The 26,263-nt window shown below is 70.1% G+C and carries 26 protein-coding genes; 10 read left to right on the plus strand and 16 right to left on the minus strand.

The features are described 5' to 3' along the window. Positions 1–31 precede the first annotated feature (31 nt). On the plus strand, positions 32–1,585 hold the full coding sequence (locus DEJ20_RS09815) for a stealth family protein (RefSeq protein WP_111236245.1): 1,554 nt from the start codon (positions 32–34) through the stop codon (positions 1,583–1,585). A 463-nt stretch (positions 1,586–2,048) separates the two neighbouring features. Here the strand turns inward: DEJ20_RS09815 and DEJ20_RS09820 are convergent, their stop codons facing one another. The 5 genes from DEJ20_RS09820 to ctaE form a co-directional block, all read right to left on the minus strand. After that, a complete protein-coding gene (locus DEJ20_RS09820; RefSeq protein WP_111236244.1) occupies positions 2,049–3,008 on the minus strand; it encodes a phosphodiesterase in 960 nt (319 codons plus the stop codon). A gap of 167 nt (positions 3,009–3,175) precedes the next feature. Further along, complete coding sequence (qcrB, locus tag DEJ20_RS09825) at positions 3,176–4,864, minus strand: cytochrome bc1 complex cytochrome b subunit (RefSeq protein WP_111236243.1); 1,689 nt, start codon at positions 4,862–4,864, stop codon at positions 3,176–3,178. Continuing rightward, complete coding sequence (gene qcrA / locus DEJ20_RS09830) at positions 4,864–5,928, minus strand: cytochrome bc1 complex Rieske iron-sulfur subunit (protein ID WP_027465615.1); 1,065 nt, start codon at positions 5,926–5,928, stop codon at positions 4,864–4,866. Before qcrA ends, qcrB begins: the two co-directional genes overlap by 1 nt. Before the next feature lie 33 nt (positions 5,929–5,961). After that, positions 5,962–6,771 (minus strand): cytochrome bc1 complex diheme cytochrome c subunit, encoded by an 810-nt coding sequence (qcrC, locus tag DEJ20_RS09835; RefSeq protein WP_111236242.1) that lies wholly within the window; start codon positions 6,769–6,771, stop codon positions 5,962–5,964. A gap of 21 nt (positions 6,772–6,792) precedes the next feature. Continuing rightward, positions 6,793–7,431, minus strand: a complete 639-nt coding sequence (gene ctaE / locus DEJ20_RS09840; protein WP_027465617.1) for an aa3-type cytochrome oxidase subunit III — start codon at positions 7,429–7,431, stop codon at positions 6,793–6,795. Positions 7,432–7,501: 70 nt separating this feature from the next. Here ctaE and trpD point away from each other — a divergent pair, with 70 nt between their 5' ends. Beyond that, on the plus strand, positions 7,502–8,557 hold the full coding sequence (trpD, locus tag DEJ20_RS09845; protein WP_111236241.1) for an anthranilate phosphoribosyltransferase: 1,056 nt from the start codon (positions 7,502–7,504) through the stop codon (positions 8,555–8,557). A 269-nt stretch (positions 8,558–8,826) separates the two neighbouring features. Here trpD and glpK read toward each other — a convergent pair whose 3' ends face one another. Next, positions 8,827–10,338, minus strand: a complete 1,512-nt coding sequence (gene glpK, locus DEJ20_RS09850; RefSeq protein ID WP_110860038.1) for a glycerol kinase GlpK — start codon at positions 10,336–10,338, stop codon at positions 8,827–8,829. Positions 10,339–10,418: 80 nt separating this feature from the next. Beyond that, a complete protein-coding gene (locus DEJ20_RS09855) occupies positions 10,419–11,144 on the minus strand; it encodes an MIP/aquaporin family protein (RefSeq protein WP_111236240.1) in 726 nt (241 codons plus the stop codon). A 315-nt stretch (positions 11,145–11,459) separates the two neighbouring features. Between DEJ20_RS09855 and dhaK the strand changes: the two genes are divergently transcribed. From dhaK to dhaM, 3 genes are all read left to right on the plus strand, one after another. Continuing rightward, entirely contained in the window at positions 11,460–12,461 is a 1,002-nt protein-coding gene (dhaK, locus tag DEJ20_RS09860) for a dihydroxyacetone kinase subunit DhaK (RefSeq protein WP_027465620.1), read from the plus strand. Between the two features lie 80 nt (positions 12,462–12,541). After that, complete coding sequence (dhaL, locus tag DEJ20_RS09865; RefSeq protein ID WP_111030104.1) at positions 12,542–13,168, plus strand: dihydroxyacetone kinase subunit DhaL; 627 nt, start codon at positions 12,542–12,544, stop codon at positions 13,166–13,168. Continuing rightward, positions 13,165–13,899: a dihydroxyacetone kinase phosphoryl donor subunit DhaM gene (gene dhaM, locus DEJ20_RS09870; RefSeq protein ID WP_111236239.1), complete on the plus strand. Its 735-nt coding sequence runs from the start codon at positions 13,165–13,167 to the stop codon at positions 13,897–13,899. Before dhaL ends, dhaM begins: the two co-directional genes overlap by 4 nt. Positions 13,900–13,961: 62 nt before the next feature. Here the strand turns inward: dhaM and DEJ20_RS09875 are convergent, their stop codons facing one another. After that, complete coding sequence (locus tag DEJ20_RS09875; protein ID WP_111236238.1) at positions 13,962–14,540, minus strand: TetR/AcrR family transcriptional regulator C-terminal domain-containing protein; 579 nt, start codon at positions 14,538–14,540, stop codon at positions 13,962–13,964. A gap of 54 nt (positions 14,541–14,594) precedes the next feature. On the opposite strand from DEJ20_RS09875, the gene DEJ20_RS09880 reads away from it, so the two are divergent. Further along, positions 14,595–15,815 (plus strand): beta-ketoacyl-[acyl-carrier-protein] synthase family protein, encoded by a 1,221-nt coding sequence (locus DEJ20_RS09880; protein ID WP_111236237.1) that lies wholly within the window; start codon positions 14,595–14,597, stop codon positions 15,813–15,815. On the opposite strand, the gene DEJ20_RS09885 is transcribed toward DEJ20_RS09880, so the two are convergent. Further along, positions 15,802–16,635, minus strand: a complete 834-nt coding sequence (locus tag DEJ20_RS09885) for a helix-turn-helix domain-containing protein (RefSeq protein ID WP_181431619.1) — start codon at positions 16,633–16,635, stop codon at positions 15,802–15,804. The two genes, DEJ20_RS09880 and DEJ20_RS09885, sit on opposite strands and share 14 nt — an antisense overlap. A gap of 102 nt (positions 16,636–16,737) precedes the next feature. Here DEJ20_RS09885 and DEJ20_RS09890 point away from each other — a divergent pair, with 102 nt between their 5' ends. Then, positions 16,738–17,418, plus strand: coding sequence for an SDR family NAD(P)-dependent oxidoreductase (locus tag DEJ20_RS09890; RefSeq protein WP_111236235.1), 681 nt, complete (start codon positions 16,738–16,740; stop codon positions 17,416–17,418). A gap of 31 nt (positions 17,419–17,449) precedes the next feature. Here the strand turns inward: DEJ20_RS09890 and DEJ20_RS09895 are convergent, their stop codons facing one another. Next, positions 17,450–17,890 (minus strand): GNAT family N-acetyltransferase, encoded by a 441-nt coding sequence (locus DEJ20_RS09895; RefSeq protein WP_027465627.1) that lies wholly within the window; start codon positions 17,888–17,890, stop codon positions 17,450–17,452. A 259-nt stretch (positions 17,891–18,149) separates the two neighbouring features. On the opposite strand from DEJ20_RS09895, the gene DEJ20_RS09900 reads away from it, so the two are divergent. Beyond that, complete coding sequence (locus DEJ20_RS09900; protein WP_111236234.1) at positions 18,150–19,181, plus strand: alcohol dehydrogenase catalytic domain-containing protein; 1,032 nt, start codon at positions 18,150–18,152, stop codon at positions 19,179–19,181. Between the two features lie 15 nt (positions 19,182–19,196). Here the strand turns inward: DEJ20_RS09900 and DEJ20_RS09905 are convergent, their stop codons facing one another. The 6 genes from DEJ20_RS09905 to DEJ20_RS09930 all read right to left on the minus strand — a co-directional run bounded on the left by DEJ20_RS09905 (position 19,197) and on the right by DEJ20_RS09930 (position 24,422). Then, on the minus strand, positions 19,197–19,799 hold the full coding sequence (locus DEJ20_RS09905) for a copper resistance CopC family protein (protein ID WP_181431618.1): 603 nt from the start codon (positions 19,797–19,799) through the stop codon (positions 19,197–19,199). 240 nt (positions 19,800–20,039) lie between these two features. Further along, the gene (locus DEJ20_RS09910) at positions 20,040–20,195 is read right to left on the minus strand and encodes a hypothetical protein (RefSeq protein WP_163343611.1); all 156 of its coding nucleotides are present in this window, start codon (positions 20,193–20,195) and stop codon (positions 20,040–20,042) included. A 127-nt stretch (positions 20,196–20,322) separates the two neighbouring features. Further along, positions 20,323–20,589: a DUF4190 domain-containing protein gene (locus tag DEJ20_RS09915; protein ID WP_111236232.1), complete on the minus strand. Its 267-nt coding sequence runs from the start codon at positions 20,587–20,589 to the stop codon at positions 20,323–20,325. Positions 20,590–20,712: 123 nt separating this feature from the next. Beyond that, on the minus strand, positions 20,713–23,106 hold the full coding sequence (locus DEJ20_RS09920) for an ATP-binding cassette domain-containing protein (RefSeq protein WP_111236231.1): 2,394 nt from the start codon (positions 23,104–23,106) through the stop codon (positions 20,713–20,715). Between the two features lie 91 nt (positions 23,107–23,197). Continuing rightward, positions 23,198–23,650 (minus strand): NUDIX hydrolase, encoded by a 453-nt coding sequence (locus DEJ20_RS09925; RefSeq protein WP_111236230.1) that lies wholly within the window; start codon positions 23,648–23,650, stop codon positions 23,198–23,200. Positions 23,651–23,660: 10 nt separating this feature from the next. Beyond that, positions 23,661–24,422 (minus strand): SDR family oxidoreductase, encoded by a 762-nt coding sequence (locus DEJ20_RS09930; RefSeq protein ID WP_027465633.1) that lies wholly within the window; start codon positions 24,420–24,422, stop codon positions 23,661–23,663. 154 nt (positions 24,423–24,576) lie between these two features. Between DEJ20_RS09930 and DEJ20_RS09935 the strand changes: the two genes are divergently transcribed. After that, on the plus strand, positions 24,577–25,050 hold the full coding sequence (locus DEJ20_RS09935; protein ID WP_035808305.1) for an NfeD family protein: 474 nt from the start codon (positions 24,577–24,579) through the stop codon (positions 25,048–25,050). Next, on the plus strand, positions 25,047–26,249 hold the full coding sequence (locus DEJ20_RS09940) for an SPFH domain-containing protein (RefSeq protein WP_111236229.1): 1,203 nt from the start codon (positions 25,047–25,049) through the stop codon (positions 26,247–26,249). The genes DEJ20_RS09935 and DEJ20_RS09940 overlap by 4 nt, the downstream gene beginning before the upstream one ends. Positions 26,250–26,263: the final 14 nt, after the last annotated feature.

Here is a 26,263-nt window from a genome sequence, read left to right on the forward strand (position 1 = left end):
AGGACCCGACCGCACGACCCGAAGGGCATGGATGAACGACGAGACCGAGCCGGTGACCGAGAGTCCTCTGCTGAACCCTCGACCGTCCTCCGGCGGTCTCGACCGATCCGACGTCGTCGTCCGCAAGGGGCGACTGACCCTGATCAACGGACACCTCACGCCGCAGCAGTCGATGATCGAGGACCTGCTGTTCCTCGACGACGCGCTCACCGCGGCTGACGTCGACCACCTGCTCATCCGCGGCAACGACCAGCGTCCGGTGATCGCCCTCGACGAGCGTGACCGCCAGCGCGCCGAGAGCGCCGTGATGTCCGCGGCCGTCAACGAGCCCTTCTACGCGAAGCCCCCGGGCAAGCCGGCCGTGCTCGTGCAGGACGACGGACTCGGCTCCGTCGAAGAACCCGTGCTCCGCGTGTTCCGCCCGCGGCTCGAACCGCTCGGACGCCTGCGCTACGGCGCCGAGACGAGCGTCCAGCTCGAGTTCTGGCGCGTCACCGACACCGAGGTCCTCGCTCCCGTCGAGAACGCCCTGATGCGTCGCAGCCTGCCGATCGACGAGTTCGTCCTCGTCGACATCGAACGCTACGGCCGCACCTGGCGCACCGTCGAGCACATGTTCGACGACCACGTCTCGGACATCCGGTTCCCGATCGACATCGTCTTCTCGTGGGTCGACGGCAACGCCATCGAGTACCAGCGCGCCCGCCAGGCCGCACAGTCGAACGCCGTCCTCGGCGAGGGTGACGACGCCCCGGCCCGGTTCCGCCAGATCGACGAGCTGAAGTACGCGCTCCGCTCGGTGCACACCTTCGCGCCGTGGATCCGCCAGATCTACATCGCGACGGACTCCCCGGCGCCGCACTGGCTCGCCGAGCACCCGAAGGTCCGCATCGTCCGCAGCGAGGAGTTCTTTGCCGACCCGTCCGTGCTGCCGACCCACAACTCGCAGGCGGTCGAGTCGCAGTTGCACCACATCCCGGGCATCAGCGAGCACTTCATCTACTCGAACGACGACATGTTCTTCGGGCGCCTGACCGACCCGTCGATGTTCTTCAGCCCCGGATCGGTGACGAAGTTCATCCTCGCCACCACCCGCATCGGGCTCGGGTCGAACAACCCCGCACGCAGCGGTTTCGAGAACTCCGCCCGCGTGAACCGTCGTCTGCTGCAGCAGCGCTTCGGCGCAGTGACGACCCGGCACCTCGAGCACGCCCCGACGCCCTTGCGCGCCTCGATCATGACCGAGATGGAGCACGAGTTCGCCGACGAGTTCGCATCGACGGCAGCCTCGCGCTTCCGGGCCGCAGACAACATCTCGGTGACGAACTCGCTCTACCACTACTACTCGCTGCTCACCGGTCGGGCCATCGTGCAGGAGACCGCCGACGTGCGCTACATCGACACCACGATGCAGTCCGGGCTCCGGTCGCTCGACGAGCTGCTGAAGAAGCGGAACGCCGACTTCTTCTGCCTCAACGACGGCAGCTTCCCGGAGGTCAGCGACGAGGAGCGCACGCAGCGCGTGACGGACTTCCTCGAGCGGTACTTCCCGTTCCCCGCGCCGTGGGAGCGCCCCAGCGCTTAGGACGCGCCAGCGGCCTGCTGGGGCGCTCCGGGCGAGCCTGCGAGCCCGGTCCCACAGGGCGTCTAGGACGCGCCAGCGTCCTGCTGGGAGCGTCCCAGCGCTTAGGACGCGCCAGCGGCCTGCTGGGGCGCTCCGGGCGAGCCTGCGAGCCCGGCGCCGGAACTCAGCCACGTGGTTCGGACGCGGCACCGGTCACAACATCCCGCCAGCGCCTCGCCGAGCGGTCACAGACCGTCGACCTGGGCGCCCCCAACCAACAGAACATGACCACGCGACACAGCACCTGCGGTGAGTCGCGACCACCCCACGGGGCGGGAGGCGCGAGTCGACCCCGCCAGGGGCCTCCCGGCCGCCTCACGGTGGGTCCACCGCCGCGGGCGTGCCCGCGCCGACCCTTCGTGAGCAGAAGAGGTCGGGTCCGCATGACGGACCCGACCTCTTCTGCGCTCGAAGTGCACCGGCGCTACCGGTGGACGGGGGAGACGGGCACCGAGTCGAGCGTGAACACCGGGATGCTCGAGGTGACCGGTGCCGGCTCGACGGCCGCCGGGATCGTCACGCCGTGCGCGGCGAGCTTCGCCTCGGTCTCGAGCGCGGAGACGGGCTGTCCAACCGTGGCGTAGTGCCCGATCGGCACCACCGAGTGGACGACGTTGTGCCCGTAGACGTGCACGAGGTTGAACGACTGCGCACCGTCTCGTCCGCGGGTGCCGCCCTGGTACTCCGTGAGGTCCTGGGTGTAGCAGGTGGCGCTGGCGACGGACACCGGGATGCCGGCGAACACGGCACTGGTCGAGTAGTGCAGATGACCGGCGATGATGGCGAGGACGTCGCTACCCTCGACGACCTCGGCCAGGGCCTGCTGGTCGCGCAACTCGACGAGGACGGTGAGGTCCTGGACGCTCGGCACGGGTGGGTGGTGCATCGCGAGGATGGTGCCGTGCGGCGCTGCCTCGGAGAGGACCTCGGCGAGCCAGTCGAGCTGCTCGGAGGAGACCTCGCCGTGGTGGTGACCCGGCACACTCGTGTCGAGGGTGATCACGCGGAGGCCGTTGACGTCGTAGACGAAGTCGACCGGGCGATCGGTGGGCTGCAGGCCGAAGAGCTCCTGGCGGAAGGCGCCGCGCTCGTCGTGGTTGCCCATCGCCCAGATCAGCTGTGCACCGATGCGCTGCGCGGCCGGCTCGAGGATCTCGCGGACACGGGCGTACGCGCCCGGCTCGCCCTTGTCGGCCACGTCGCCGGTGACGACGATCGCTTCGGGACGCGTGCCCGAGGCTTCGATGTCCGCGACGATCTGCGTGAGTCGAGCGGCGGAGTCGACGTCGCCGTACAGGTCGCGGTCCCCGGAGACGAGGTGCGTGTCGCTGAGGTGGAGGAGGAAGTGGTTCGGCCTGGGGTGTTCGGCCGTCCGGCTGTCCATCGGGGTCTCATTCCGTTGGCGGATGCGTGGTGCAACACGTTGCCACACCGTCCTGGACGAGTCCAGCACGCGAGAGTGAACCAGCCGTGAACTGGGGGCGGCGTTTCGCGGTGTGGACGAAGAAACCCCCGCCACTTCGTGACGGGGGTTTCTTCGTGCGCTACCGATCAGTGATCGCCGGGGCCGACCTGAGGAGCCTGGTGGCCGCCCTCGAGACTCGGGCCGTGGTGCGCGGCGTGCGCTGCCTCGAGCTCTGCCTTCGAGACCGGCTCGATGCGGTCTTCGAAGAAGAAGCGGGAGACGCCAGCGCGGACCTTCTGCAGACCCGTGATCTTGCCCTTGGCGTTCGGGCGGATCATCAGCGGCTTGTAGTCGTTGAACTGCAGGAGCTTCCACCGCTCGTACTCGTCGAGCTGCTCGTGCACCTCGATGTACTCACCGTGGGGGAGTCGGACGATGCGGCCCGACTCGTAGCCGTGCAGGACGATCTCGCGGTCCTTCTTCTGGAGGGCGAGGCAGACACGCTTCGTGATCCAGAAGGCGATGAACGGACCGAGGACGGTCGTTGCCTGGATCACGTGGATCACGTGTTCGATCGACACCAGGAAGTGCGTCGCGATGATGTCCGACGAGGCTGCCGCCCAGAGGCTGGCGTAGAGCGTGATGCCAGCGGCACCGAACGCCGTGCGCGTCGGGGCGTTGCGCGGGCGGTCGAGGATGTGGTGCTCACGCTTGTCGCCCGTGACCCACGCCTCGATGAAGGGGTAGAGCAGGATCGCCAGGATGAGCAGCACCAGGACCGCGATCGGCGCCAGGATGTTGAACGACACCGTGTAGCCGAACCACACGACCTCCCAGTGCGGCGGGACCAGTCGGAGCGCGCCGTCGGCGAAGCCGATGTACCAGTCGGGCTGGGTACCGGCGGACACCGGGGAGGGGTCGTACGGGCCGTAGTTCCAGATCGGGTTGATCGTGAACAGCGACGCGATGAGGGCCAGGATGCCCGCGACGATGAAGAAGAACCCACCGGCCTTCGCGGCGAACGCCGGGAGGATCGGGACACCGACGACGTTCTCGTTGGTCTTGCCCGGACCGGCGAACTGCGTGTGCTTGTTGATCACGACGAGCACCAGGTGGACACCGAGCACCGCGACGAGGATCGCCGGCAGCAGCAGGATGTGCAGCGTGTACAGGCGGCCGACGATGTCGGTCCCCGGGAACTCGCCACCGAACAACAGGTAGGCGATCCAGACGCCGATCACCGGGACACCCTCGATCATGCCGACGATGATCCGCAGACCGTTTCCGGAGAGCAGGTCGTCGGGGAGCGAGTAGCCGGTGAAGCCCTCGGCCATGGCGAGGACCCAGAGCAGGAAGCCGAAGACCCAGTTGAGCTCACGGGGCTTGCGGAAGGCACCGGTGAAGAACACGCGGGCCATGTGCAGCATGATCGACGCCACGAACAGCAGGGCCGCCCAGTGGTGGACCTGACGGACGAAGAGTCCGCCGCGGATGTCGAACGAGATGTCGAGCGTGGACTGCAGGGCCGTCGACATCGCCACGCCCTTGAGCGGGACGTACGAGCCGTTGTAGACGACCTCGGTCATGGACGCCTGGAAGAAGAAGGTCAGGAAGGTCCCGGAGAGCAGCACGACGACGAAGCTGTACAGCGCCACCTCGCCGAGCATGAAGCTCCAGTGGTCCGGGAAGATCTTCCGGCCGACTTCCTTGACGAGGCCCGAGATGCTGGTGCGCTCGTCGATGTAGTTGGCGACCCCGCCGATGATGCGGGATCCGCGCTCCGGTGCCGGCTTGTTCGTCGACGTGTTCGGTGCGGTGGTGGTGGTGCTGGTCATCAGCGTTCACGCTCCCAGAAGGACGGTCCGACCGGCTCGTGGAAGTCGCTCTGGGCAACCAGGTAGCCGTCGTCGTCGATCGCGATCGGAAGTTGGGGGAGGGGGCGTGCTGCCGGACCGAAGATGACCTCGCAGTTGTTCGAGACATCGAAGGTGGACTGGTGGCACGGGCACAGCAGGTGGTGCGTCTGCTGTTCGTAGAGCGCGACGGGGCAACCGACGTGGGTGCAGATCTTGGAGTACGCGACGATGCCGTCGTAGCCCCAGTTCTCGTGGCCCTTGGACGGGTTGAGGTCCTTCGGGTCGAGACGCATCAGGAGGACGGAGGCCTTCGCCTTCTCTTCCAGCATGTGCTCGGACTCGAGCATCCCCTCGGGGATGACGTGGAACACCGAACCGATGGTGACGTCGGAGGCCTTGATCGGCAGACCCGTCGGGTCCTTCGTCAGGCGCAGGCCCTGCTTCCAGAAGGTGTGGCGGAGCAGCTCGTTGGGGTCCTCGGCCGGAGCGAGGTCACGGACCAGGACGATGCCGGGGAGCGGGAACGCTGCCAGGGCACCGATCATCGAGTTGCGGATCAGCTTGCGACGGCTGAAGCCGGACTCCTTGTCGGCGAGCTGGAACGCCTCGACCGCCTTGGCACGGGTCGCGTCGGTGCCGCGGGTGCCGTGGCGGAGCTCGGTGATCTCACGGTCGACGACGAGCGACTTCGACCAGTAGACGGCGCCGAGGCCGAGGGCGAGGAGCGCGAGGGCGATCGACAAGCCCAGGAAGAGGTTCGCGGTGCGGACCGTCCCGAAGTCGCTCGGATCGATCGGGAAGGCGACGTACGCCGCGATCGACAGGACGCTGCCGACGATCGACAGGTAGAAGTAGGCGGCGACCTGGCGCTCGGCCAGGCGCTGCTTCTTCGGGTCGACGTCGGTGCGACGCGGGCGGTGCGGCGGCTCGCCCGGGTTCTCGAACGGGTCGACGGGGAGGACCGCGATCCCGGGGGAGGTGGTCGTGCCGTGCTTCTCGACAGCCGAGGACGAGTTCAGCGTCTCGTCGTCGTGCTCTGCCATGGTGTTCCCTTCAGTGTCGTTCGACACGGACGATCAGTTGGACTTCGCGGTCAGCCAGACGGTCATCGCGACGACCGCGCCGAGTCCGAAGATCCAGATGAACAGACCCTCGGCGACCGGCCCCAGGGAGCCGAGTGCGAAGCCACCGGGGGACTTGTTGTCCTGCACGTACTTGAGGTACGTGATGATGTCGGCCTTCTGCTCCGGCGTCAGGTTCAGGTCGTTGAAGACCGGCATGTTCTGCGGGCCGGTGAGCATGGCCTCGTAGATGTGCTTGCCGGAGACCGTCTGGAGGTTCGGGGCGTACTTGCCCTCGGTCAGCGCACCACCGGCACCGGCCACGTTGTGGCACATGGCGCAGTTGATGCGGAACAACTCGGCGCCTTCGGCAGCGTCGCCTTCCTCACCGTTGGTGAGTTCGGTGGACGGGACCGACGGGCCGGGGCCGAGGGAGGCCACGTACTGCGCGAGCGCGTCGACCTGCTCGTCCGTGAACTGCGCGGGCTTCTCTTCGGCCTGCGGGCCCTGAGCGGCCATCGGCATGCGGCCGGTGCCGACCTGGAAGTCGACCGACGCGGCACCGACACCGATGAGGGACGGACCCTCGCTCGTGCCCTGCGCGGAGAGGCCGTGGCAGGTGGCGCAGTTCGAGGCGAAGAGCTTCTCGCCCTCGTTCACCTGCGACTGGCTCGAGGCGGCGACGGTGCTCGTGCTGTCGTCGGCGTTCGCCGTGGAGCTGAACAGTGCGTACGCGCCACCGGTGGTCATGAGACCCACGACGATGAGCGACACGGTCGCCATCGGTGAACGGCGGCCCTTCTTGGACTTGGTTCTGTTGAACATGTGCTGGGGGGTGTCCAGTTCCTACTTGAGAAGGTAGATGACGGCGAAGAGGAAGATCCACACGACGTCGACGAAGTGCCAGTAGTACGACACGACGATGGCGGTGGTCGCTTCCTTGTGGCCGAAGTTCTTGGCGGCGAAACCGCGGCCGAGCGTCAGCAGGAAGGCGATGAGGCCACCGGTCACGTGGAGCCCGTGGAACCCGGTGGTCATGTAGAACGCCGAGCCGTAGGCGCTGGAGGAGAGCGTCACGCCCTCGTGCCAGAGGTTGGCGTACTCGAAGATCTGGCCGCAGACGAAGATCGCGCCCATCGCGTAGGTGACGAAGAACCACTCCGTCATGCCCCAGTGGCGCGGGTTCCAGCTCGTCCGGTGCACCTGGAAGCGCTCCGCAGCGAACACGGCGAACTGGCAGGCGAAGCTGGACAGCACCAGGATGATCGTGTTCACGGAGGCGAAGGGCACCTCGAGCTTCGCGGTCTCGGTCGCCCAGAGCTCAGGGGACGTGCTGCGGAGCGTGAAGTAGATCGCGAACAGGCCGGCGAAGAACATGACCTCGCTGCCCAGCCACACGATCGTCCCCACGGCCACGGCGTTCGGCCTGTTGAGGGCCGGACCGCTGGCTGATCTGGAGAGAGAGGTGCTAGTCACGTCCTCCATTATGGCCGAAACCCCCGCCAGTGTTTTCGCAGGAGACTGGCGGGTCTCTCGAATTCACTACGATCGAGCCATGCCTGACGCACTTTCTTGGCCAGCAGTGATCAGCGCGCTCATGGCGCGCGAGGACCTGACGATCAGGCAATCCACATGGGCCATGGAGGAGATCGTGCACGGGCGCGCCACCCAGGCACAGATCGCAGCCTTCGCCGTGACGCTCCGCGCGAAGGGCGAGACCGTCGACGAGGTCGTCGGGTTCCGCGACGCGATCCTGGACGCCGCGGTTCCGCTCGACGTCGACCCGATGGCGCTCGACATCGTCGGCACCGGTGGCGACGTGGTCGGCACCGTGAACGTCTCGACCATGGCGGCCATCGTGATCGCGGCCGCCGGGGTCCCGGTCGTCAAGCACGGCAACAAGGCAAGCTCGTCGAAGTCCGGCTCGAGCGACGTGCTCGCCGCCCTCGGACTCGATCTCACGATGGACGCCGCGCGTGTCGCGGACACCTTCCGGCGTGTCGGGCTGACCTTCGCCTTCGCCAACGCGTTCCACCCCGGTTTCGCCCACGCAGGCCCGGTCCGGCGGGAGATCGGCGTGCCGACGGTGTTCAACTTCCTCGGCCCGCTCGTCAACCCCGCACGGTGCGAGGCCAACGCCGTGGGTGTCGCCCAGCTCGACCTCGTCCCGATCATCACGGGCGTGTTTCAGACGCGCGGCGCGACGGCCCTCGTGTTCCGCGGCGACGACGGTCTCGACGAGCTGACCACCACCGGGCACAGCCACATCTGGGAGGTCTCCGGCGGCCGCGTGACCGAGCACGACCTCGACCCGCGCGACCTCGGCATCGCCCGGGCACGCACGGAGGACCTGCTCGGCGGCGACCCCGAGCACAACGCCGCCGTGGTCCACCGGGTGCTCGCGGGGGAGACCGGACCCGTCCGTGACATCGTCCTGCTGAACGCCGCGGCCGGCCTCGTCTCGTTCCGGCTCGCGCAGGACCCGACCGAGTCCGACCGGCCGATCCTGCAGCGCTTCCGCGAACAGCTCGTCGTCGCCGCCGAGGCGCTCGACTCCGGCGCCGGTGCGCGCAAACTGGCTGATTGGGTCGGCGCAGCTCCCGCCGCGTAGTCCACGTCGCTCCGCGCACCGTGCGCGGTGCCTCACCCGGTGCGAGCCTGACGGGTCGGTGCTGCGCCACGAGCGCGCACCCGGCAGTCACCGCTGCACCCGGCGAACAGGCCCGCACCGTGCCGTGCCGGCAACCACCCGACGACCGGCCGACCACGGACAGCGCGCAGGAGACGCAACGCACAGGAGGCCCGGTGCCGGTTCCTGGAACCGGCACCGGGCCTCCCGTCGGTGCGTTCAGTGCACGCGGTCAGCGTGCGCCTGCTTCGTTACTGCACGTCCTCGTCGACCCAGTCGAAGGTCTTCGTGACGGCCTTCTTCCACAGGCGGAGCGTGCGCTCGCGCTCGGCGGCGTCGAGCTGGGGCTCCCAGCGCTTGTCCTCCTGCCAGTTGGCACGGAGCTCGTCGAGGTTGGCCCAGAAGCCGACCGCGAGACCGGCGGCGTAGGCCGCACCGAGCGCCGTCGTCTCCGCGACGACCGGACGGACGACCGGCACGTTGAGGATGTCGGCCTGGAACTGCATGAGCTCGCTGTTCGCGGTCATGCCGCCGTCGACCTTGAGCTCGGTCAGGTCCACGCCGGAGTCGGCGTTGACCGCGTCGAGCACCTCGCGGGTCTGCAGCGCCGTCGCCTCGAGGGCGGCACGCGCGATGTGGCCCTTGTTGACGTAGCGGGTGAGGCCGACGATCGCGCCGCGGGCGTCCGGACGCCAGTACGGCGCGAAGAGCCCGGAGAACGCCGGCACGAAGTACACGCCGCCGTTGTCCTCGACGGTCTTGGCCAGGGCCTCGACCTCCGGGGCGCTGCCGATCAGACCGAGGTTGTCGCGGAGCCACTGGATGAGCGAGCCCGTGACGGCGATCGAACCCTCGAGGGCGTAGTGCGTCTCCTGGTCGCCGAGCTTGTAGCCGACGGTGGTGAGCAGGCCGTTCTCGGAGCGGACGATCTCGGTACCGGTGTTGAAGATCAGGAAGTTGCCGGTGCCGTAGGTGTTCTTCGACTCGCCCTGGTCGAACGCGGCCTGGCCGAAGGTCGCGGCCTGCTGGTCGCCGAGGATGCCGGCGATCGGGACCTCGCGCAGCAGGCTCGAGGACTCGACGTGCCCGTAGACCTCGGAGGAGCTGACGATCTCGGGGAGCATCGACTTCGGCACGCCGAAGTCGGCGAGGATGTCGTCGCGCCACTGCAGCGTCTCGAGGTCCATGAACAGCGTGCGGGACGCGTTCGTGACGTCGGTCTTGTGCACGCCGCCGTCGACGCCGCCCGTCAGGTTCCAGAGGACCCAGGTGTCGGTGGTGCCGAAGAGCAGGTCGCCCGCCTCGGCCTTCTCACGAGCACCCTCGACGTTCTCGAGGATCCACATGATCTTGGTGCCGGCGAAGTAGGTCGCGAGCGGCAGGCCGACGATGGCCTTGTACTTGTCGGTGTCACCGTCGGCGAGCTTGTCGACGAGCGCCTGCGTGCGGGTGTCCTGCCAGACGATCGCGTTGTAGATCGGCTTGCCGGTGGTCTTGTCCCAGACGACGGCGGTCTCGCGCTGGTTGGTGATGCCGACGGCTGCGACGTCATGCCGCGTGATGTCGGCACGCGACAGTGCCTGACCGATCACCTCGCGGGTGTTGTCCCAGATCTCGGCGGGGTCGTGCTCGACCCACCCGGCGCGCGGGAAGATCTGCTCGTGTTCCTTCTGCCCGGTCGAGATGATCGAACCGGAGTGGTCGAACACGATTGCTCGGGTCGAGGTCGTGCCCTGGTCGATGGCGACGATGTAGTCGGCCATTGGTGCTCCTTACGGGTGTTCGGTGCGGTGCGCGGTCGGTCGTGCGGAACGGCCGTCCACGCCTTCGGGGTGGGGGTGGATCAGCTGACGACGGGCAGCAGCGCGTAGGAAAGCCCGGCGGCGATGGCGCCACCGATGAGCGGTCCGACGACCGGCACCCAGGCGTAGGCCCAGTCGCTCGAGCCCTTGCCCTTGATGGGCAGGAGGGCGTGCGCGATGCGGGGGCCGAGGTCACGGGCCGGGTTGATGGCGTAGCCGGTGGGGCCACCGAGGCTGACACCGATCGCGATCACGAGGAAGGCGACCGGGATCGCACCGAGCTCCGACGGGGTCTGCCCGTTGGTGAACGCGATGACGACGAAGACCAGCACGAAGGTGCCGATGATCTCCGTGACGAGGTTCCAGCCGTACGAGCGGATCGCGGGGCCGGTAGAGAAGACGCCGAGCTTGGCGGCCGCGTCGGGCTCCTCGTCGAAGTGCTGCTTGTAGGCGAGCCAGACGATGACCGCACCGATGATCGCGCCGATCAGCTGGGCGAGCCAGAACAGGAACATCTCGCCGACGGAGATGTTGCCGAGGATCGCCTGCGCGAGGCTGACCGCGGGGTTGAGCTGTCCGCCGGACTTGTAGGACACGGTGACACCGGCGAAGACCGCGAAGCCCCAGCCGATCGTGACCATCAGGAACCCGGCTCCGAAGCCCTTCGACTTCGCCAGCGACACGGCGGCGACGACGCCGCCACCCAGGATGATGAGCATCGCCGTACCGACGAGCTCGGACAGGAACTTGACGCCGATGTCGTCCATCGGTGACCTCCAGTGCGTGAGGTGGGGGTCCGGCCGTGCTGCGCCGCACTCCCCGTTGAGTGATTGAGGCCAACCATAGTGACGACGCTCACAGCCGGGCGATGAATTCGTGAGCGAAGTGCGGCATCGTGCACGAACGTGCAGGACGAGTGTCCCCTGCACGATCCCGAGCCGGTGGCGCGTCCTCGGCGCACTGCACGAACGTGCATCGGGAGCGGACGGCCGCCCGTGCCGTCGATGTAGATTGGGCCCACTCCGGTCGACGACGCGCGGTGTGACCGCCACGGTTCGACCCCGTACCCGTGGAGGCACCTCATGAAGAAGCTCATCAACGACCCGCAGGCCGTGGTCGAGGAGACCGTCCGGGGCTTCGCCCGGGCACACGCCGGACACGTCGTCCTGGTCGAGGACCCGATCCACCTGCACCGCGCTGACGCACCCGTCGCCGGCAAGGTCGGGATCGTCAGCGGCGGTGGCAGCGGCCACGAGCCGCTGCACGCCGGCTTCGTCGGGTACGGCATGCTCGACGCCGCGGTGCCCGGCCCGGTGTTCACGAGCCCGACGCCCGACCCGATCGTCGCCGCGACGAAGGCCGTCGACGGCGGTGCGGGCGTGCTGCACATCGTGAAGAACTACACCGGCGACGTGCTCAACTTCGAGACGGCCGCCGAACTCGCGGCGATGGACGACGTCCGCGTCGAGTCCGTCGTGGTGGACGACGACGTCGCGGTGCAGGACTCCCTGTTCACCGCCGGACGTCGCGGTGTCGCCGGGACCGTCGTGGTGGAGAAGTGCGCCGGCGCCGCCGCCGAGCGCGGGGACGACCTGGACGCGGTCGCCGCCGTGGCCCGGCACGTCAACGACGTCACGCGGTCGATGGGGCTCGCACTGGCATCGGGAACCGTCCCGCACGCGGGGGAGCCGTCGTTCGTGCTGGCCGACGACGAGGTCGAGCTCGGCATCGGCATCCACGGCGAGCCCGGCCGCGAGCGGATCGCGATGGCACCGGCGGACGAGCTGGTCGACCGCGTGCTCGAACCGATCCTGACCGACCTCGACGCCCCGGCCGGGTCGTCGCTGCTGCTCCTGGTGAACGGCATGGGCGGCACCCCGCTGTCCGAGCTCTACATCGCGTACCGACGCGCCGCGGAGGTCCTCTCCGACCGCGGCTACCAGGTCACGCGTAGTTTGGTCGGCGACTACGTCACGTCCCTCGAGATGCAGGGGTTCTCGCTCACCGTCACGGTGCTCGACGACGAACTCACGGCCCTCTGGGACGCCCCGGTGGAGACCCCGGCCCTGCGCTGGGGACGCTGAGCGACCGCGACCGACCACGGCCGCTCGACCACCGGACCACGACACCGGGCCACCGGGCCCGACACACGAAGGGAACCGCATTGGCGCTCGACACCGCATGGGCCATCGACTGGGTCCGTCGCACCGCCGCGACGATCGACGAACACCGCGCCGAGCTCGTCACGCTCGACCGTGAGATCGGGGACGGCGACCACGGTGAGAACCTCGACCGCGGGTTCCGGGCCGTGCTCGAGGCCGTTGACTCCGGGTCCTTCGACACCCCTGGTGCCGTGCTCAAGACCGTCGCGACGAAGCTCATCTCCACCGTGGGCGGGGCGGCCGGCCCGCTCTTCGGCACCGCCTACCTGAAGGCGGCGCAGGCTGCCGGTGACGCGGCCGAACTCGACGCGGACACCCTCGTCGCCGTCCTCACCGCCGCCCGCGACGGGGTCGTGTCCCGTGGCAAGGCCGCGGTCGGCGACAAGACGATGGTCGACGCGTGGAGCCCCGCGGTCGACGCCGCAGCAGCGGCTGCCGGTGCCGGCGACGACCCGAAGGCCGTGCTCACCGCAGCAGCCGACGCCGCCGCGCAGGGTGCGGCGGACACCGAGCCGCTCGTCGCCCACAAGGGTCGCGCGAGCTACCTGGGCGACCGCGCGATCGGGTACCGCGACCCCGGTGCGCAGTCGACCGCGTACATCCTGCGCGCAGCGGTGGACGCAGCGTGACCGTCGGCATCCTGGTCGTCTCGCACAGCGCGGCGATCGCGACGGGCACCGTCGAACTGGCCCGGCAGATGGCTGCGGACGTACCGCTCGTCGCCGCGGGCGGTACGGACGACGGCGGCATCGGCACCTCGTTCGAGGCGATCACCGCCGGCATCGAGGAACTCGCCGAGGCGGACGCCGTCGTGGTGCTGTGCGACCTCGGCTCCGCCTACCTGACGACCGACACCGCGCTCGACTTCCTGGACGACGACGTCCGCGCACGCGTCCACGTGTCGCAGGCCCCGTTGGTCGAGGGAACGGTGGCGGCCGCGGTCGCCGCCCAGACGGGCGGTGACGCCGACGCGGTGCTGGCCGCCGCGGCGTCGGCCGCGGGTTCCGAGGCGGACGCGAGCACCGCCTCCCATCAGTCCGGTGACCAGCCTGGAGGCACGGGGCCGGCCGACGGGGCTGCCCCCGTCGGCGACGCGGCCGGCTCCGACCGCGTCAGCGCGTCGGTCGAGCTGGTGAACGAGACCGGGCTGCACGCCCGGCCCGCCGCCGAGTTCGTGAAGACGGCGGCGAAGTACGACGCGAGCGTGCACGTCAACGGCGTGGACGCGAAGAGCCTGCTGGCGATCATGGCCCTGGCGCTGCCGAAGGGTGCGAGGGTGTCGATCGACGCGACCGGCCAGGACGCGCAGGCCGCGGTCGACGCCCTGGTGGAACTGGTCCGGTCCGGCTTCGGCGAGTGACACCGCCGCCGGGCGAGTGACAGCGCCGCCGGGGGAGACCCCGGCGGCGGTGCTCGCCCCGGTCAACGGATCGAGATCGTCCCCGCAAGGTCGAGGTCCGAGGGGCCGCCGGTGACCCCGGCGTCCGCGAGCAGGGTGGCACCGAACACCGCGCTCCAGAACGTGCGGGCGTCCCGGGCGACGCCGCTCGGGCTCGTCCAGCCCTGGTCCGCGACGACGCGTTCCAGGTAACGCTCGGACTGCCGGAACAGCACGGCGAGCAGCAGTCGCACCCGCTCACGCTGCGCCGGGTCGTCCCCGGCGGCCCCGAGCGCGCGGACCACGAGCGGGGTCGACGGCATCGCGAGGGCGGTGCGTGCGAGGACCTGTCGGAACGACTCCGCCGAGCGGGCGCGCCGGCCGGCCGCCTGCAGCCGCGTGGTGTCGCGGAGGAACAGCGCGAACGCGGCGTCGAGCACCAGGCGGTCCTTCGAGCCGTAGTGGTGCGTGATCTGGTTCGGGTAGACACCCGCGGCCCGGGCGACCTCGCTGACGGTGACGCTCCGAGCGCCCGCGCTGAGCAGTCCGGCCGTCGCCGCCAGGATCTTCGCCCGTGTCGCCGCGCCGCGTGCCGTGCCGGAGCCGTCCACCGTGGTTGCCATGTCGGAATTGTACGTGGTACAACTCAACTTGTTCAACGTACAAGAGGAGTTCCCGTGGACATCGTCATCACCGGCCACGGCGCGGTCTCACCCTTCGGCCACGGCGTCGCGCCGCTCTGGGACGCCCTGGTGGCCGGTCGCTCCGGCGTCCGAGCCCTGCACCGCGACGGAGCGCTCTGGGACCAGGTGCCCATCAGGGTCGGAGCCGATGCCGCACTCGACGCCGAGGGGTCGCTCGGGCGGGTCCGTGCCAACCGTCTCGACCGCAGTCAGCAGCTGGCACTCGTCGCCGCGGACGAGGCCTGGGCCGACGCCGGTGCCCCCGCAGTGGAGGGCGACCGCCTCGCCGTGGTCATCGGCACCGGGATCGGGGGAGTGGAGACGCTCCTCGACGCCCACGACGTGCTCGGTGCGTCGGGAGCCCGGCGGGTCTCACCGCGCACGGTGCCGATGCTCATGGCGAACGGTGCCGCCGCGCAGATCAGCATCACGTACGGGGCGCGGGGAGGCACCTACACGACGGTGTCGGCATGTGCCTCTGGTGCGGAGGCCATCGCCACCGCCGCGCGACTCATCGCCACCGGTGAGGCCGACGTCGTCATCACCGGCGGGACCGAGGCCGCCGTCACCCCGGTGACGATGGCGTCGTTCGCCCAGTCGCAGGCCCTCGCGAAGCCCGACGGCGACGACCCGACGACCCTGTCGCGGCCGTTCGACGCCGACCGCCGCGGCTTCGTCCTCGGCGAGGGCGCCGGCATCGTCGTGCTCGAGCGCGCCGACCACGCCGCCGCCCGGGGGCAGCGGTCGCACGGCACACTCGCCGGGTGGGGGATCACCTCGGACGCGCACCACATCACCGCACCGCTGGCGGACGGCAGCGAGCAGGAGCGGGCGATGCGCGCCGCGATCCGGATGGCGGGACTCACCGGTGCCGACGTCGACCACGTGAACGCGCACGCCACCGGCACCCCGGTCGGCGACGTCGGCGAGGCGGCCGCCATCAGCCGTGCGGTGGGGACCGGAGCGCTGGTCACCGCTCCGAAGAGCGCCATCGGGCACATGTTCGGCGCTGCCGGCGCGGTCGAGGCGATCCTGACCCTGCGGGCGCTCGAGACCGGGACCGTGCCACCGACCCTGAACCTCGACCGGCTCGACCCCGAGGTGGACCTCGACGTCGTCTCCGGCACCGCCCGGACCGCTCCGCTCCGTGCGGCGTTGAACAACTCGTTCGGGTTCGGCGGTCAGAACGCGTCGCTGGTGTTCACCGCGGCGTGAGCTCCTGCAGGCCGGTGACCCGGAGCAGGTCGAGCTTCGCGGCGTCCTCGGAGCCCGGTACGACCGTGTAGACGACGATCCGCAGGTCACCGCCGGGGACGCTCAGCACGTCGCAGTCGATCTCCACCGGCCCGACGGGGGTGTGCACGACCTTGCGGCTCGCACGGTGCTCGGCGATCCGGCCGGTCTCCCAGCGGCGGGCGAACTCGGGGGACTCCCGCAACAGCCGTTCGACCAGGTCCGCCAGGTCACGGTCCGCCGGGTAGCGCCCGTACGCCTGCCGCAGGTCGGCGGCGAGGTCGCTCGAGAACTCCTCCTGGTGCTCGTCGTCCCAATCCACCCCGTCGCGCTCCTGCGTGAAGTGCCGCCACACCAGGTTGCGATCGAGCCCGACGTACCGCGAGGGGTCGCCGTTCATCGCGGCCCACAACTCGTTCCAGAGCACGATGTCGTGGGTCGCCGTGAACACCGCGAGCGGCACGTCGCCGAGCCGGTCGACCAGCCGCTGCACACCCGGCGTGATGTGCCGCGGCACCACCTGACGCGACGGCGGGGCGACGCCTGCCACCCTGCACAGGTGGTCCCGCTCCTCGGACGACAGCCGGAGCGCCGTCGCGAGGGCGGCGAGCAGCTGCGGCGACGGGTTCGTCGCCCGGCCCTGCTCGAGGCGGACGACGTAGTCGACGCTCACGCCCGCCAGCGCGGCGAGCTCCTCCCGGCGGAGCCCAGGGGTCCGTCTGCCGGGGCCGGCCGGCAGGCCGACCGCCTCGGGACGCACCCGGTCACGCCAGGAACGCAACACGTTCGCGAACTCGCTCATGTCCACCATCATCGCCCCGCGCCTCCAGTCCGTCCTGGTACTGCCGGTCCCACCGTCGCACCGTGCCTGGGGGAGCCGGGCCGGCGGGGGCAGGCTGGGCGCATGACAACGACACTGATCACCGGGGCCAACCGCAGCCTCGGACTCGAGACCGCACGCCGACTGCTCGAAGCCGGCCACACCGTCTACGCCGGCATGCGCGACCCCGCCAGCGGCGACGACGCCCGCGCACTCGGCGCCCACGTCGTGCAGCTGGACGTCACCGACCAGGCCAGCATCGACGCGGCGATCGCGACCATCCCCGACCTCGACGTCCTCGTGAACAACGCCGGGATCCTCGGCACCTCGTTCGGGGTCGACGACCTCGACGCGAGCGCGATGGCGACCGTGCTCGACACCAACGTCACCGGCATCGTCCGGGTGACCCAGGCCGCGCTGCCCCTGCTGCGACGTTCCGCGGCGCCCGTCATCGTGAACGTCTCGTCGGGGGTGGGGTTCCCGCGCTGGCTGACGACACCGGGGCACGACGAGTACGTGGTGCCGTCGGTGCCGTACGCGGCGTCGAAGGCGGCCGTGATCGCGCTGACTGCGCAGTACGCGAAGAACCTGCCCGGGTTCCGGGTGAACGCGAGCGACCCGGGCTACACCGCGACGGAGTTCAACGGGTTCGGCGGACACCAGACGATCACCGAGGGCACCGACGCCACGGTCATGCTCGCGACGATCGGCACCGACGGGCCGACGGGGGAGTTCCACAACCGCGAGGGCCGCATCGAGTACTGAGGGGCAGCGCTCCGTGTGCGCCCGCGCCCCGTCAGTCGTGCACGTCGGCGCCGAACCCCGGCCCGGGGCGCATCATCCAGCCGTCCGGGTCGGGCAGCGGGCGGAACCCGAACCGCTCGTACAGCCCGTGGGCATCCGCGGTGAACAGGGCGAAGCGCTTCAGGCCGAGCGGCTCGACCGCCTCGGTCACGCCGCGCACGAGTGCGACCCCGACGCCGCGACCCCGGGCGTCGGGGTCCACGAACACGTCGGCGAGCCACCCGAACGTCACGCCGTCGGTGATCACCCGCGCGTAGCCGAGCTGCGCGCCGGTCGTCGCGTCGTACACGCCGAAGTTCCGGGAGCCGGCGATGATCGCCTCCTGCGTCGCCCGGTCACGACCGCGGGCCCAGTACGACTCCTCGCTCAGCCAGCGGTGCACGCGGTCGACGTCGAGGTCGGCGGGGTCGGCGGAGAAGCGCAGATCGGTCACGTGACGAGTCAACCGGCGGACGCGCCTGCGGCGCAACGGCCGATCGGGGTGCGGTGGACCGCTCGCGTGGTCGGATGGTCGGGTGGCCGTCGGCCTGGAGGCCCGTGGGGACCCCGGCGGACGGGTCGCCTCGGGCGGTTGGTCGCACTGGTCCGCCGTCGGTCGTCGGGCGTCGGTCGTCGGGCGTCGGGCGTCGGGCGTCCGGCGTCCGGCGTCCGGCGTCCGGCGTCCGGCGTCCGGCGTCTGTCAGGATGGCCGCATGCGCGCCGTCCAGTACGACCAGTTCGGTTCCGTCCCCTCGATCGTCGACCTGCCGGAGCCCGTGGCGCCGGACCACGGTGTCGTCGTGCGGGTGGCCGCCACCGGCGTCTGCCGCAGTGACTGGCACGCCTGGAAGGGCCACGACGACTCGGTCCGGCTGCCGCACGTGCCCGGCCACGAGTTCGCCGGCGTCGTCGCGTCGATCGGCACGGGCGTCCAGCGCTTCGCCGTGGGTGACCGTGTGACGGCACCGTTCGTGTTCGCCTGCGGCACCTGCGCCGAGTGCCTCGACGGCGCCACCCAGGTGTGCACCGCCCAGCAGCAGCCCGGGTTCGACCTGCAGGGCTCGTACGCGGACTCCCTGGTCGTCCCGCACGCCGACCTGAACCTCGTCGCGCTGCCCGACGCCGTGGACTTCGCGGTGGCGGCGGCGCTCGGATGCCGATTCGGCACCGCGTTCCACGCCCTGCACGCCCGAGGGCGCGTCGCAGCAGGGGAGTGGGTCGTGGTCTACGGCTGCGGCGGAGTCGGGCTCTCCGCGGTCATGGTCGCCGTGGCCGCCGGCGCGCACGTCGTCGCCGTCGACGTCTCCACGGCCGCACTCGAGCGCGCCGCGGCCCTGGGCGCCGACACCGTGCTGATGGACGACGATGCCGTCACGACGGTCCGATCCCGCACGGGTGGCGGAGCGCACGTCTCGCTCGACGCCTACGGCAGCCGTGCCACCTCCGTCGCCGCCGTGGCGTCCCTGCGTCCGCGCGGCCGGCACGTGCAGGTCGGGCTGCTCCTCGACGACGAAGCCGCTCCGGCGATCCCGATGGGCCGGGTCATCGCGGACGAACTCGAACTGCTCGGCAGCCACGGCGCAGCGGTCGGGGAGTACGGCGCGATGCTCAAGGCCGTCGTGGCCGGGCGGCTGCGTCCGGAGGAGACGATCGGCCGCACGATCGGCTTCGACGACCTGCCCGAGGCGCTCGTCGCGATGGACCGCCCTGCGACCTCGTCGGGCATGACCGTGGCCGTGTTCTGAGGCTCGGGCGTCCCGTCACCCCTCGGTCCGCGCGTCCGCGCCCCGGCGGATGCGGAGCACGACCGCGCCGATGACGAGCACTGCCAGGATCCCGACGACCCCGAACAGGAGTGCCGGGCCACCGTGGCCGTGCGCGTGCGTTCCGGCACCCGTGTTCGGTGCGGCTCCCGCTGCCGCTGCCGTCGGTTCCGAGGACGATGTGGGGACGGTCGTCGGGCTCGTCGTCGTGGGTGGGACCGTCGGGGATGCGGCCGGTTCCACCGAGAACGCGAGCTGCCCCTCGATCGGATGGCCGTCGGGGGAGACGTACCGCCAGACGAGGGTGTGCGGGCCGGGGGAGAGCGACACCGCCTTTGACATAGTGGTGCCGTCGACGGTCGCCGCTCCGGAGGACTCGTCGGTGCCGCCGCCGTCGCGGACCTCGATGCGCAGACCGGCTTCGAGCCCGGCCAGCGGCGCCTCGCTGAAGGTGAGTTTCACTCGCTCAAGGTCGGCAGCCACGGTGGCGCCGTCCGCCGGATCACTCGAGGTCAGTGCTGCGTGCGCCGATGCAGGTGGCGTGCCGATCAGCACGAGGAACGCGGACAGGGCGACGGCGAACAGGACCCGGGGTGTCACGGTTCGTGAGCGGCGTTGGTCATCTCGGTGATCGTGCACGCGTCCACGCTAGGGAAGTGATGTCGAGCGTCCCGTCAGCCGAGCGGGCAGGGCAGGAACACCTGAGTCGACATAAGCCTGAGTTGACATAATATGCATTATCGGCGCTTGGCCAGGAGTCCGGCGTGAGCGCTTCGTGAGCAGAAAAGGTCGAGTCCGGAGTACGGACTCGACCTCTTCTGCTCACGGGGTGACGCGGCGTCAGTCGGCGGGCTTCGTCGGGACGTCGTCGGCGTCGATCTCGAGCGCCGCCGGCTCGCCGCCCTGTTCCTCCAGGGTGTCCTGGTCGGTGTCGGGCTGCTCCGGCGACTCGCTCTGGGTGGTCTCTTCGGCTGGGTCAGGCTGGCTGTAGCTCATGCGCCGGACGCTACGCCCGGGTTCCTGGACAGCTGCAGGCTCGGCGCCGGAGACACCTCGTGAGCAGCAATGGTCGAGTCCATCCACAGGACTCGACCATTGCTGCTCACGATGCGAAGCGCACCACTCACATGTTCGACAGCGCCACCGCGTTGAGGATGAAACCGATCACGCCGATGACGATGGCCACGATCGACAGGATGATGCCCGCCATGATCATCCCGCGGCTGCCGCCACGCTTGCGCGCAGAGATTCCGAGCACGAGACCGACGATGCCGCCGATGACGCCGACGATCGGCACGAACAGACCCACGACGGTCCCGACGATGCCGAGCACCAGGGAGACGATGGCGAAGGTGTTCGACTGCGCGGGCGCGTTGCCGGGGTTGGACATGGTGGAGCTCCTTCTGGTCAAGACGCCGATCCAGGCCGGGTAGCCGATCGTGAGCGTCAGTCAGAACGCTAGTCCTCACACACGGCTGGTGCCCAGATTCGCCGCTCGAGCCTGACTCCAGCCTCAGGCTCCGACGTACGCCGCCAGGTGCTGCCCGGTCAACGTCGACCGCGCCGCCACGAGTTCAGCTGGCGTCCCCTCGAACACGATCCGCCCGCCGTCGTGCCCGGCGCCCGGCCCGAGGTCGATGATCCAGTCGGCGTGCGCCATCACGGCCTGGTGGTGCTCGATCACGACGACCGTCCGGCCGGCGTCGACGAGCCGGTCGAGCAGGCCGAGCAACTGCTCGACGTCGGCCAGGTGCAGGCCTGCGGTCGGCTCGTCGAGCACCACCACGCCGCCCCGGTCACCGAGGTGCGTCGCGAGCTTGAGCCGCTGCCGCTCTCCCCCGGACAACGTGGTGAGCGGCTGTCCGATCGTCAGGTAGCCGAGCCCCACGTCTGCGAGCCGGGCGAGGATCGTGTGGGCGGCCGGCAGTGCGGACTCCCCCGCTGCGAAGAACGCCAACGCGTCGGCGACGGACATGCCGAGGACCTCGCTGATGTCCTTCCCGCCCAGGTGGTAGCCGAGCACGGACTGGTCGAACCGTTTGCCGTCGCACTCGACGCAGGGGCTCGCGACGCCCGCCATCATGCCGAGGTCGGTGTACACGACACCGGCACCGTTGCACGCCGGGCAGGCACCCTCGGAGTTGGCGCTGAACAGTGCGGGCTTCACGCCGTTGGCCTTCGCGAAGGCCTTCCGGATCGGCTCGAGCAGGCCGGTGTACGTCGCCGGGTTGCTCCGCCGTGAGCCACGGATCCCGCTCTGGTCGATGGCGACCACGTCGTCGCGCCGGGCCAGCGACCCGCGGACGAGCGTGCTCTTGCCCGAGCCGGCGACCCCTGTGACGACGGTGAGCACCCCGGTGGGGATGTCCACGTCGACGTCGTGCAGGTTGTGGGCCGAGGCGCCGCGGATCGCGATCGCCCCGTCCGGACGACGGACCTCGGACTTCACGGTGACGCGGTCGTCCAGGTGCCGACCGGTCACGGTCCCGCTGACACGCAGCCCCTCGACGGACCCCTGGTAGCAGAGCGTCCCACCGCCGGATCCGGCACCGGGCCCGAGGTCGACGACGTGGTCGGCGATCACGATGACCTCGGGCTTGTGCTCGACGACCAGGACGGTGTTGCCCTTGTCGCGCAACCGGACGAGCAGTTCGTTCATCCGCTCGATGTCGTGCGGGTGCAGCCCCGTGCTCGGCTCGTCGAACACGTAGGTGACGTCACTGAGCGAGGAGCCGAGGTGCTTCACCATCTTCACGCGCTGCCCCTCTCCCCCGGACAGCGTGCCGGTCGGGCGGTCGAGCGACAGGTAGCCGAGTCCGATCTCGACGAAGGACTCGAGCAGGTCACGGAGCCCCTCGAGCAACGGCCCGACCCCCGGGTCGTCCAGACCCCGCAGCCAGCTGACGGCGTCGGTGATCTGCATCGCGCAGACGTCGGCGATGCTACGGCCCGCGATCCTCGACGAACGGGCGGTGTCGTTCAACCGGGTCCCGTCGCAGGCCGGACACGTCGTGAAGGTCACCGCACGGTCGACGAAGGCCCGGATGTGCGGCTGCATCGCCTCGCGGTCCTTCTGCAGGAACGACCGGCGGACCCGGTGCACGAGCCCCTCGTAGGTCATGTTGATGCCGGCGATCTTCTGCTTCGTCGGCTCGCGGTACAGGAAGTCCTGCCGCTCCTGCTCGGTGAAGTCGCGGATCGGGGTGTCGCGGTCGAAGTAGCCCGACTCGGCGTACAGCCGCACGTTCCACCCGTCGGTGCCGTACCCGGGGATCGTGAGCGCGCCGTCCCCGAGCGACTTCGTGTCGTCGAACAGCTGCGTCAGATCGATGTCGTTCACCAGCCCCCGACCCTCGCAGTCGGCGCACATGCCGCCGAGCCGTGTGAACGAGACCTTCTGGGCCTTCGCGTCCGCACCCTTCTGCACCGTGATGGCTCCCCCGGCCGTCACGGTGGCGAGGTTGAACGAGAACGCGTTCGGCCCCCCGATGTGCGGCTGACCGAGTCGGCTGAACAGCACGCGCAGCATCGCGTTCGCGTCCGTGGCCGTGCCGACGGTGGAGCGCGGGTCGGCGCCGATGCGCTCCTGGTCGACGACGATCGCGGTGGTCAGGCCGTCCAGCAGGTCGACGTCGGGACGCGCGAGCGAGGGCATGAACCCCTGCACGAACGCGCTGTAGGTCTCGTTGATCATCCGCTGCGACTCGGCGGCGACGGTGCCGAACACGAGCGAGCTCTTGCCCGAGCCGGAGACCCCGGTGAACACCGTGAGCCGCCGCTTCGGCAGGTCCACGTCGACGTCGCGCAGGTTGTTCGCGCGGGCACCGCGCACCCGGATCCGGTCATGCCGGTCGGCAGGGTGCGCGTCGGCGCCGGTGGGGTCGTCGTCGACCGGATCGGTGTGCATGCGGGTCAGCGTACCGACGGGAGGCCCGTGGCGGGGCCGCCACGGGCCTCCCGTCCGGTCCTGGGTCGGCCCTCAGGCCGTGGTGCGGTGCTCAGGCGCCGTGACGGCGCACCAGGTCCGGCAGCTCGGCGGGTTCGAACTCCTCGTCGGTCGCCTCGAGTTCGTCGGCGGTCCACCACCGCGAGGCGAGGATGTCGACGCGCTCGTCGTCGGTCCACTCGGCGTCGGACAGCTCGAAGCCGGGCGTGCGGACGACGTAGAACTCGGCGTGCCCGCGGTCGTGGTCGGCGAGGTCCCACACGACCGTGAAGTCCCAGGACCACACCGGCTCGCCGGGTTCGTCGATGACGATGCCGGTCTCCTCGCGCAGCTCGCGGATCGCGGCGTCGCGGTGGGACTCCCCCGGGTCGACCCCGCCACCCGGCGTGATCCAGCGGTGGGCTCCGTCCGACGAGGGCGACTTCGTGTCCATCAGGAACACGCGGCCCTCGGGGTCGAGCAGCAGGATGCGGGAGGTGCGGCGCAGGCCGGGCTTGGCGGTCACCCGCCCGACGTTAGCCGACGAAGCCGCTGACGTCGCCGACCAGCTTGGTGTGGTCGGCGGGGATCGGCTCGACGGCGGCCAGGGCGATCTCGGCCGCGAACTCGGACACGCTGTAGAGCTTGCCGACCTCCTGCCGACGACCCTCGATCGCGCCGGGGTTCAGGCGGTTCAGCAGCGTCGCGGTGATCGTGCCCTCGATCATGTCGCCGGAGACGACGACGAACTCGATGCCGGCGGCCTCGAGCTGCGGGATGAGCTCACGGAGGGCGAGTTCTCCGGCGCGCTTGCTCTTGGCGACCGGGACGTACTCGTCCATCGTCTCGGCGGTCTCGACGAAGTGCGCCTGGTGGCTCGTGACGAACACCACGCGGGACCCGGCGGGCATGTGCGGCACGGCGGTCTGCAGCATGTCGACCTGCGCGTCGCGGTTCAGGCGGAGCGCGTAGTCCTCGCCGACGCCGGACTCCATGCCGCCGGAGGCGTTGAGCACGAGCAGGTCGATGCCGCCCCACTCCTGGACGACGGTGTCGACGAGGGCCTGCACGGAGGCGTGCTCGGTGAGGTCGGCGCCGACGGCCAGGGCGGAACCGCCCGCCTCGACGATCTTCTCGGCGATCTGCTCCGCGCGCTTGGCCTTGTTGCGGTAGTTCACGACGACCTTCGCACCGGCCTCGGCGAGGTACCCGACGGTGTCGGCGCCGATGCCACGGGACGAACCGGTGACGACGGCGCGCTTGTCGGTGAGGGATCCGGGGGCGAGGGGGTTGCTCACAGTCGTGTTCTCCAGGTCTGGTTCCGGCCGGTCGGGCGCACCGAGCCTACCAATCGCCTGCACGACCGTCGGACGGCCCTGATATGTTGAACGGAGTTGTACCGGCTGTCGCGACGCAGCGAGCCGCCGCGCGCGACCGAGGGAGGGAGATCGCGTGAACGGAATCGATTGGATCCAGAGCACCGTCTGGATCGGCCTGGTGTTGCTCCTGGGCGTGGTCGAGATCTTCACCCTCGACTTCATCTTCATCATGCTCGCGGCGGGTGCCGCCGGCGGGTTGATCGCCGCGTTGCTCGGCGCCCCGTGGTGGCTGTCCGCCATCGTCGCCGCGGTCGCTGCACTCGTGCTGCTGTCGCTCGTCCGACCGCGCCTGCTCGTCGCGCTCGGCCGCGGTGCCGACCCGCACCGCACCAACGTCGAGGGGCTCATCGGGCTCCCCGGCACGGTCGCGGTCGCCTTCACCTCCTCCAGCCCCGGCCAGGTGCGCCTGGCCAACGGCGAGACCTGGAGTGCACGGTTCGCCGCGGACTCCGTCGACCGCACACCGCCACTCGGGACCCCCGTGGTCGTCGAGTCGATCGAGGGGTCGACCGCGGTCGTGCGCCTCGCAGAAAGGGCCACCTCGTGACCAGCATCTCCCCGGGGACGATCGCACTGCTCGTGCTCATCCTCGTCGTCGTCATCTTCGTGATCGTCGTCCTGGCGAAGGCCATCCGGATCGTCCCCCAGGCCACCGCGGGGATCGTCGAGCGACTCGGCAAGTACCACAAAACCCTCAACCCGGGCCTGAACCTTCTGGTCCCGTTCATCGACCGCCTGCGGCCGCTGCTGGACATGCGTGAGCAGGTCGTCTCGTTCCCGCCGCAGCCCGTGATCACCGAGGACAACCTGGTGGTCTCGATCGACACCGTCGTCTACTTCCAGGTGACCGACGCCCGCGCCGCGACGTACGAGATCGCGAACTACCTCGGCGCCGTCGAGCAGCTCACCACGACCACCCTCCGCAACGTCGTCGGTGGCCTGAACCTCGAAGAGGCGCTGACCAGCCGCGACAACATCAACGGCCAGCTCCGCGTCGTCCTCGACGAAGCCACGGGCAAGTGGGGCATCCGCGTCGGCCGAGTCGAGTTGAAGGCCATCGAGCCGCCCGTGTCCATCCAGGACGCCATGGAACAGCAACTCCGTGCCGAGCGCAGCCGTCGTGCCGCGATCCTGCAGGCCGAGGGCACCAAGCAGTCCCAGATCCTCGAGGCCGAGGGGCAGCGGCAGGCCGCGATCCTGGCCGCCGAGGGTGACGCCAAGGCACAGGTGCTCCGCGCCGAGGGTGAAGCCCAGGCCATCGCGACCGTGTTCGAAGCCATCCACACCGGTGACCCGGACGAGAAGCTGCTGTCCTACCAGTACCTGCAGACCCTGCCGAAGATCGCTGAGGGCACCTCGAACAAGCTCTGGATGATCCCGAGCGAGTTCACCGAGGCGCTGTCCGGCATCGCGAAGGGCTTCAGCGCCAGCCGCGGTGGCGGCGCCGGTCCGGTCGCCGGCGGCGCCGGTGGCACGGACTTCCTGTCCCGGATCTCGAAGCTCGCGAACGAGAGCCTGGCGAACACCGCAGCGGCGGACACCACGATGCCGCGTGCGGACGCCACCGCCGCGGACATCGTCCCCGAGTCCGACCTCGACGCGCGCCTGGCGGAGTCGAACCGCAGTGTCGACGCGCACCTCGCGGCCGCCGACGACGCGACCGCCGAGCAGGTCGGGGACACTCCGCCCACGCCGGGCGACGACGCCTCCGGTCACCGGACCAGCGACGGCTCCGGTCGACGCTGACGCTCCGGTACGAA

The sequence above is a fragment of the Curtobacterium sp. MCSS17_005 genome (assembly GCF_003234225.2).
Classification (GTDB): Bacteria; Actinomycetota; Actinomycetes; order Actinomycetales; family Microbacteriaceae; genus Curtobacterium; species Curtobacterium flaccumfaciens.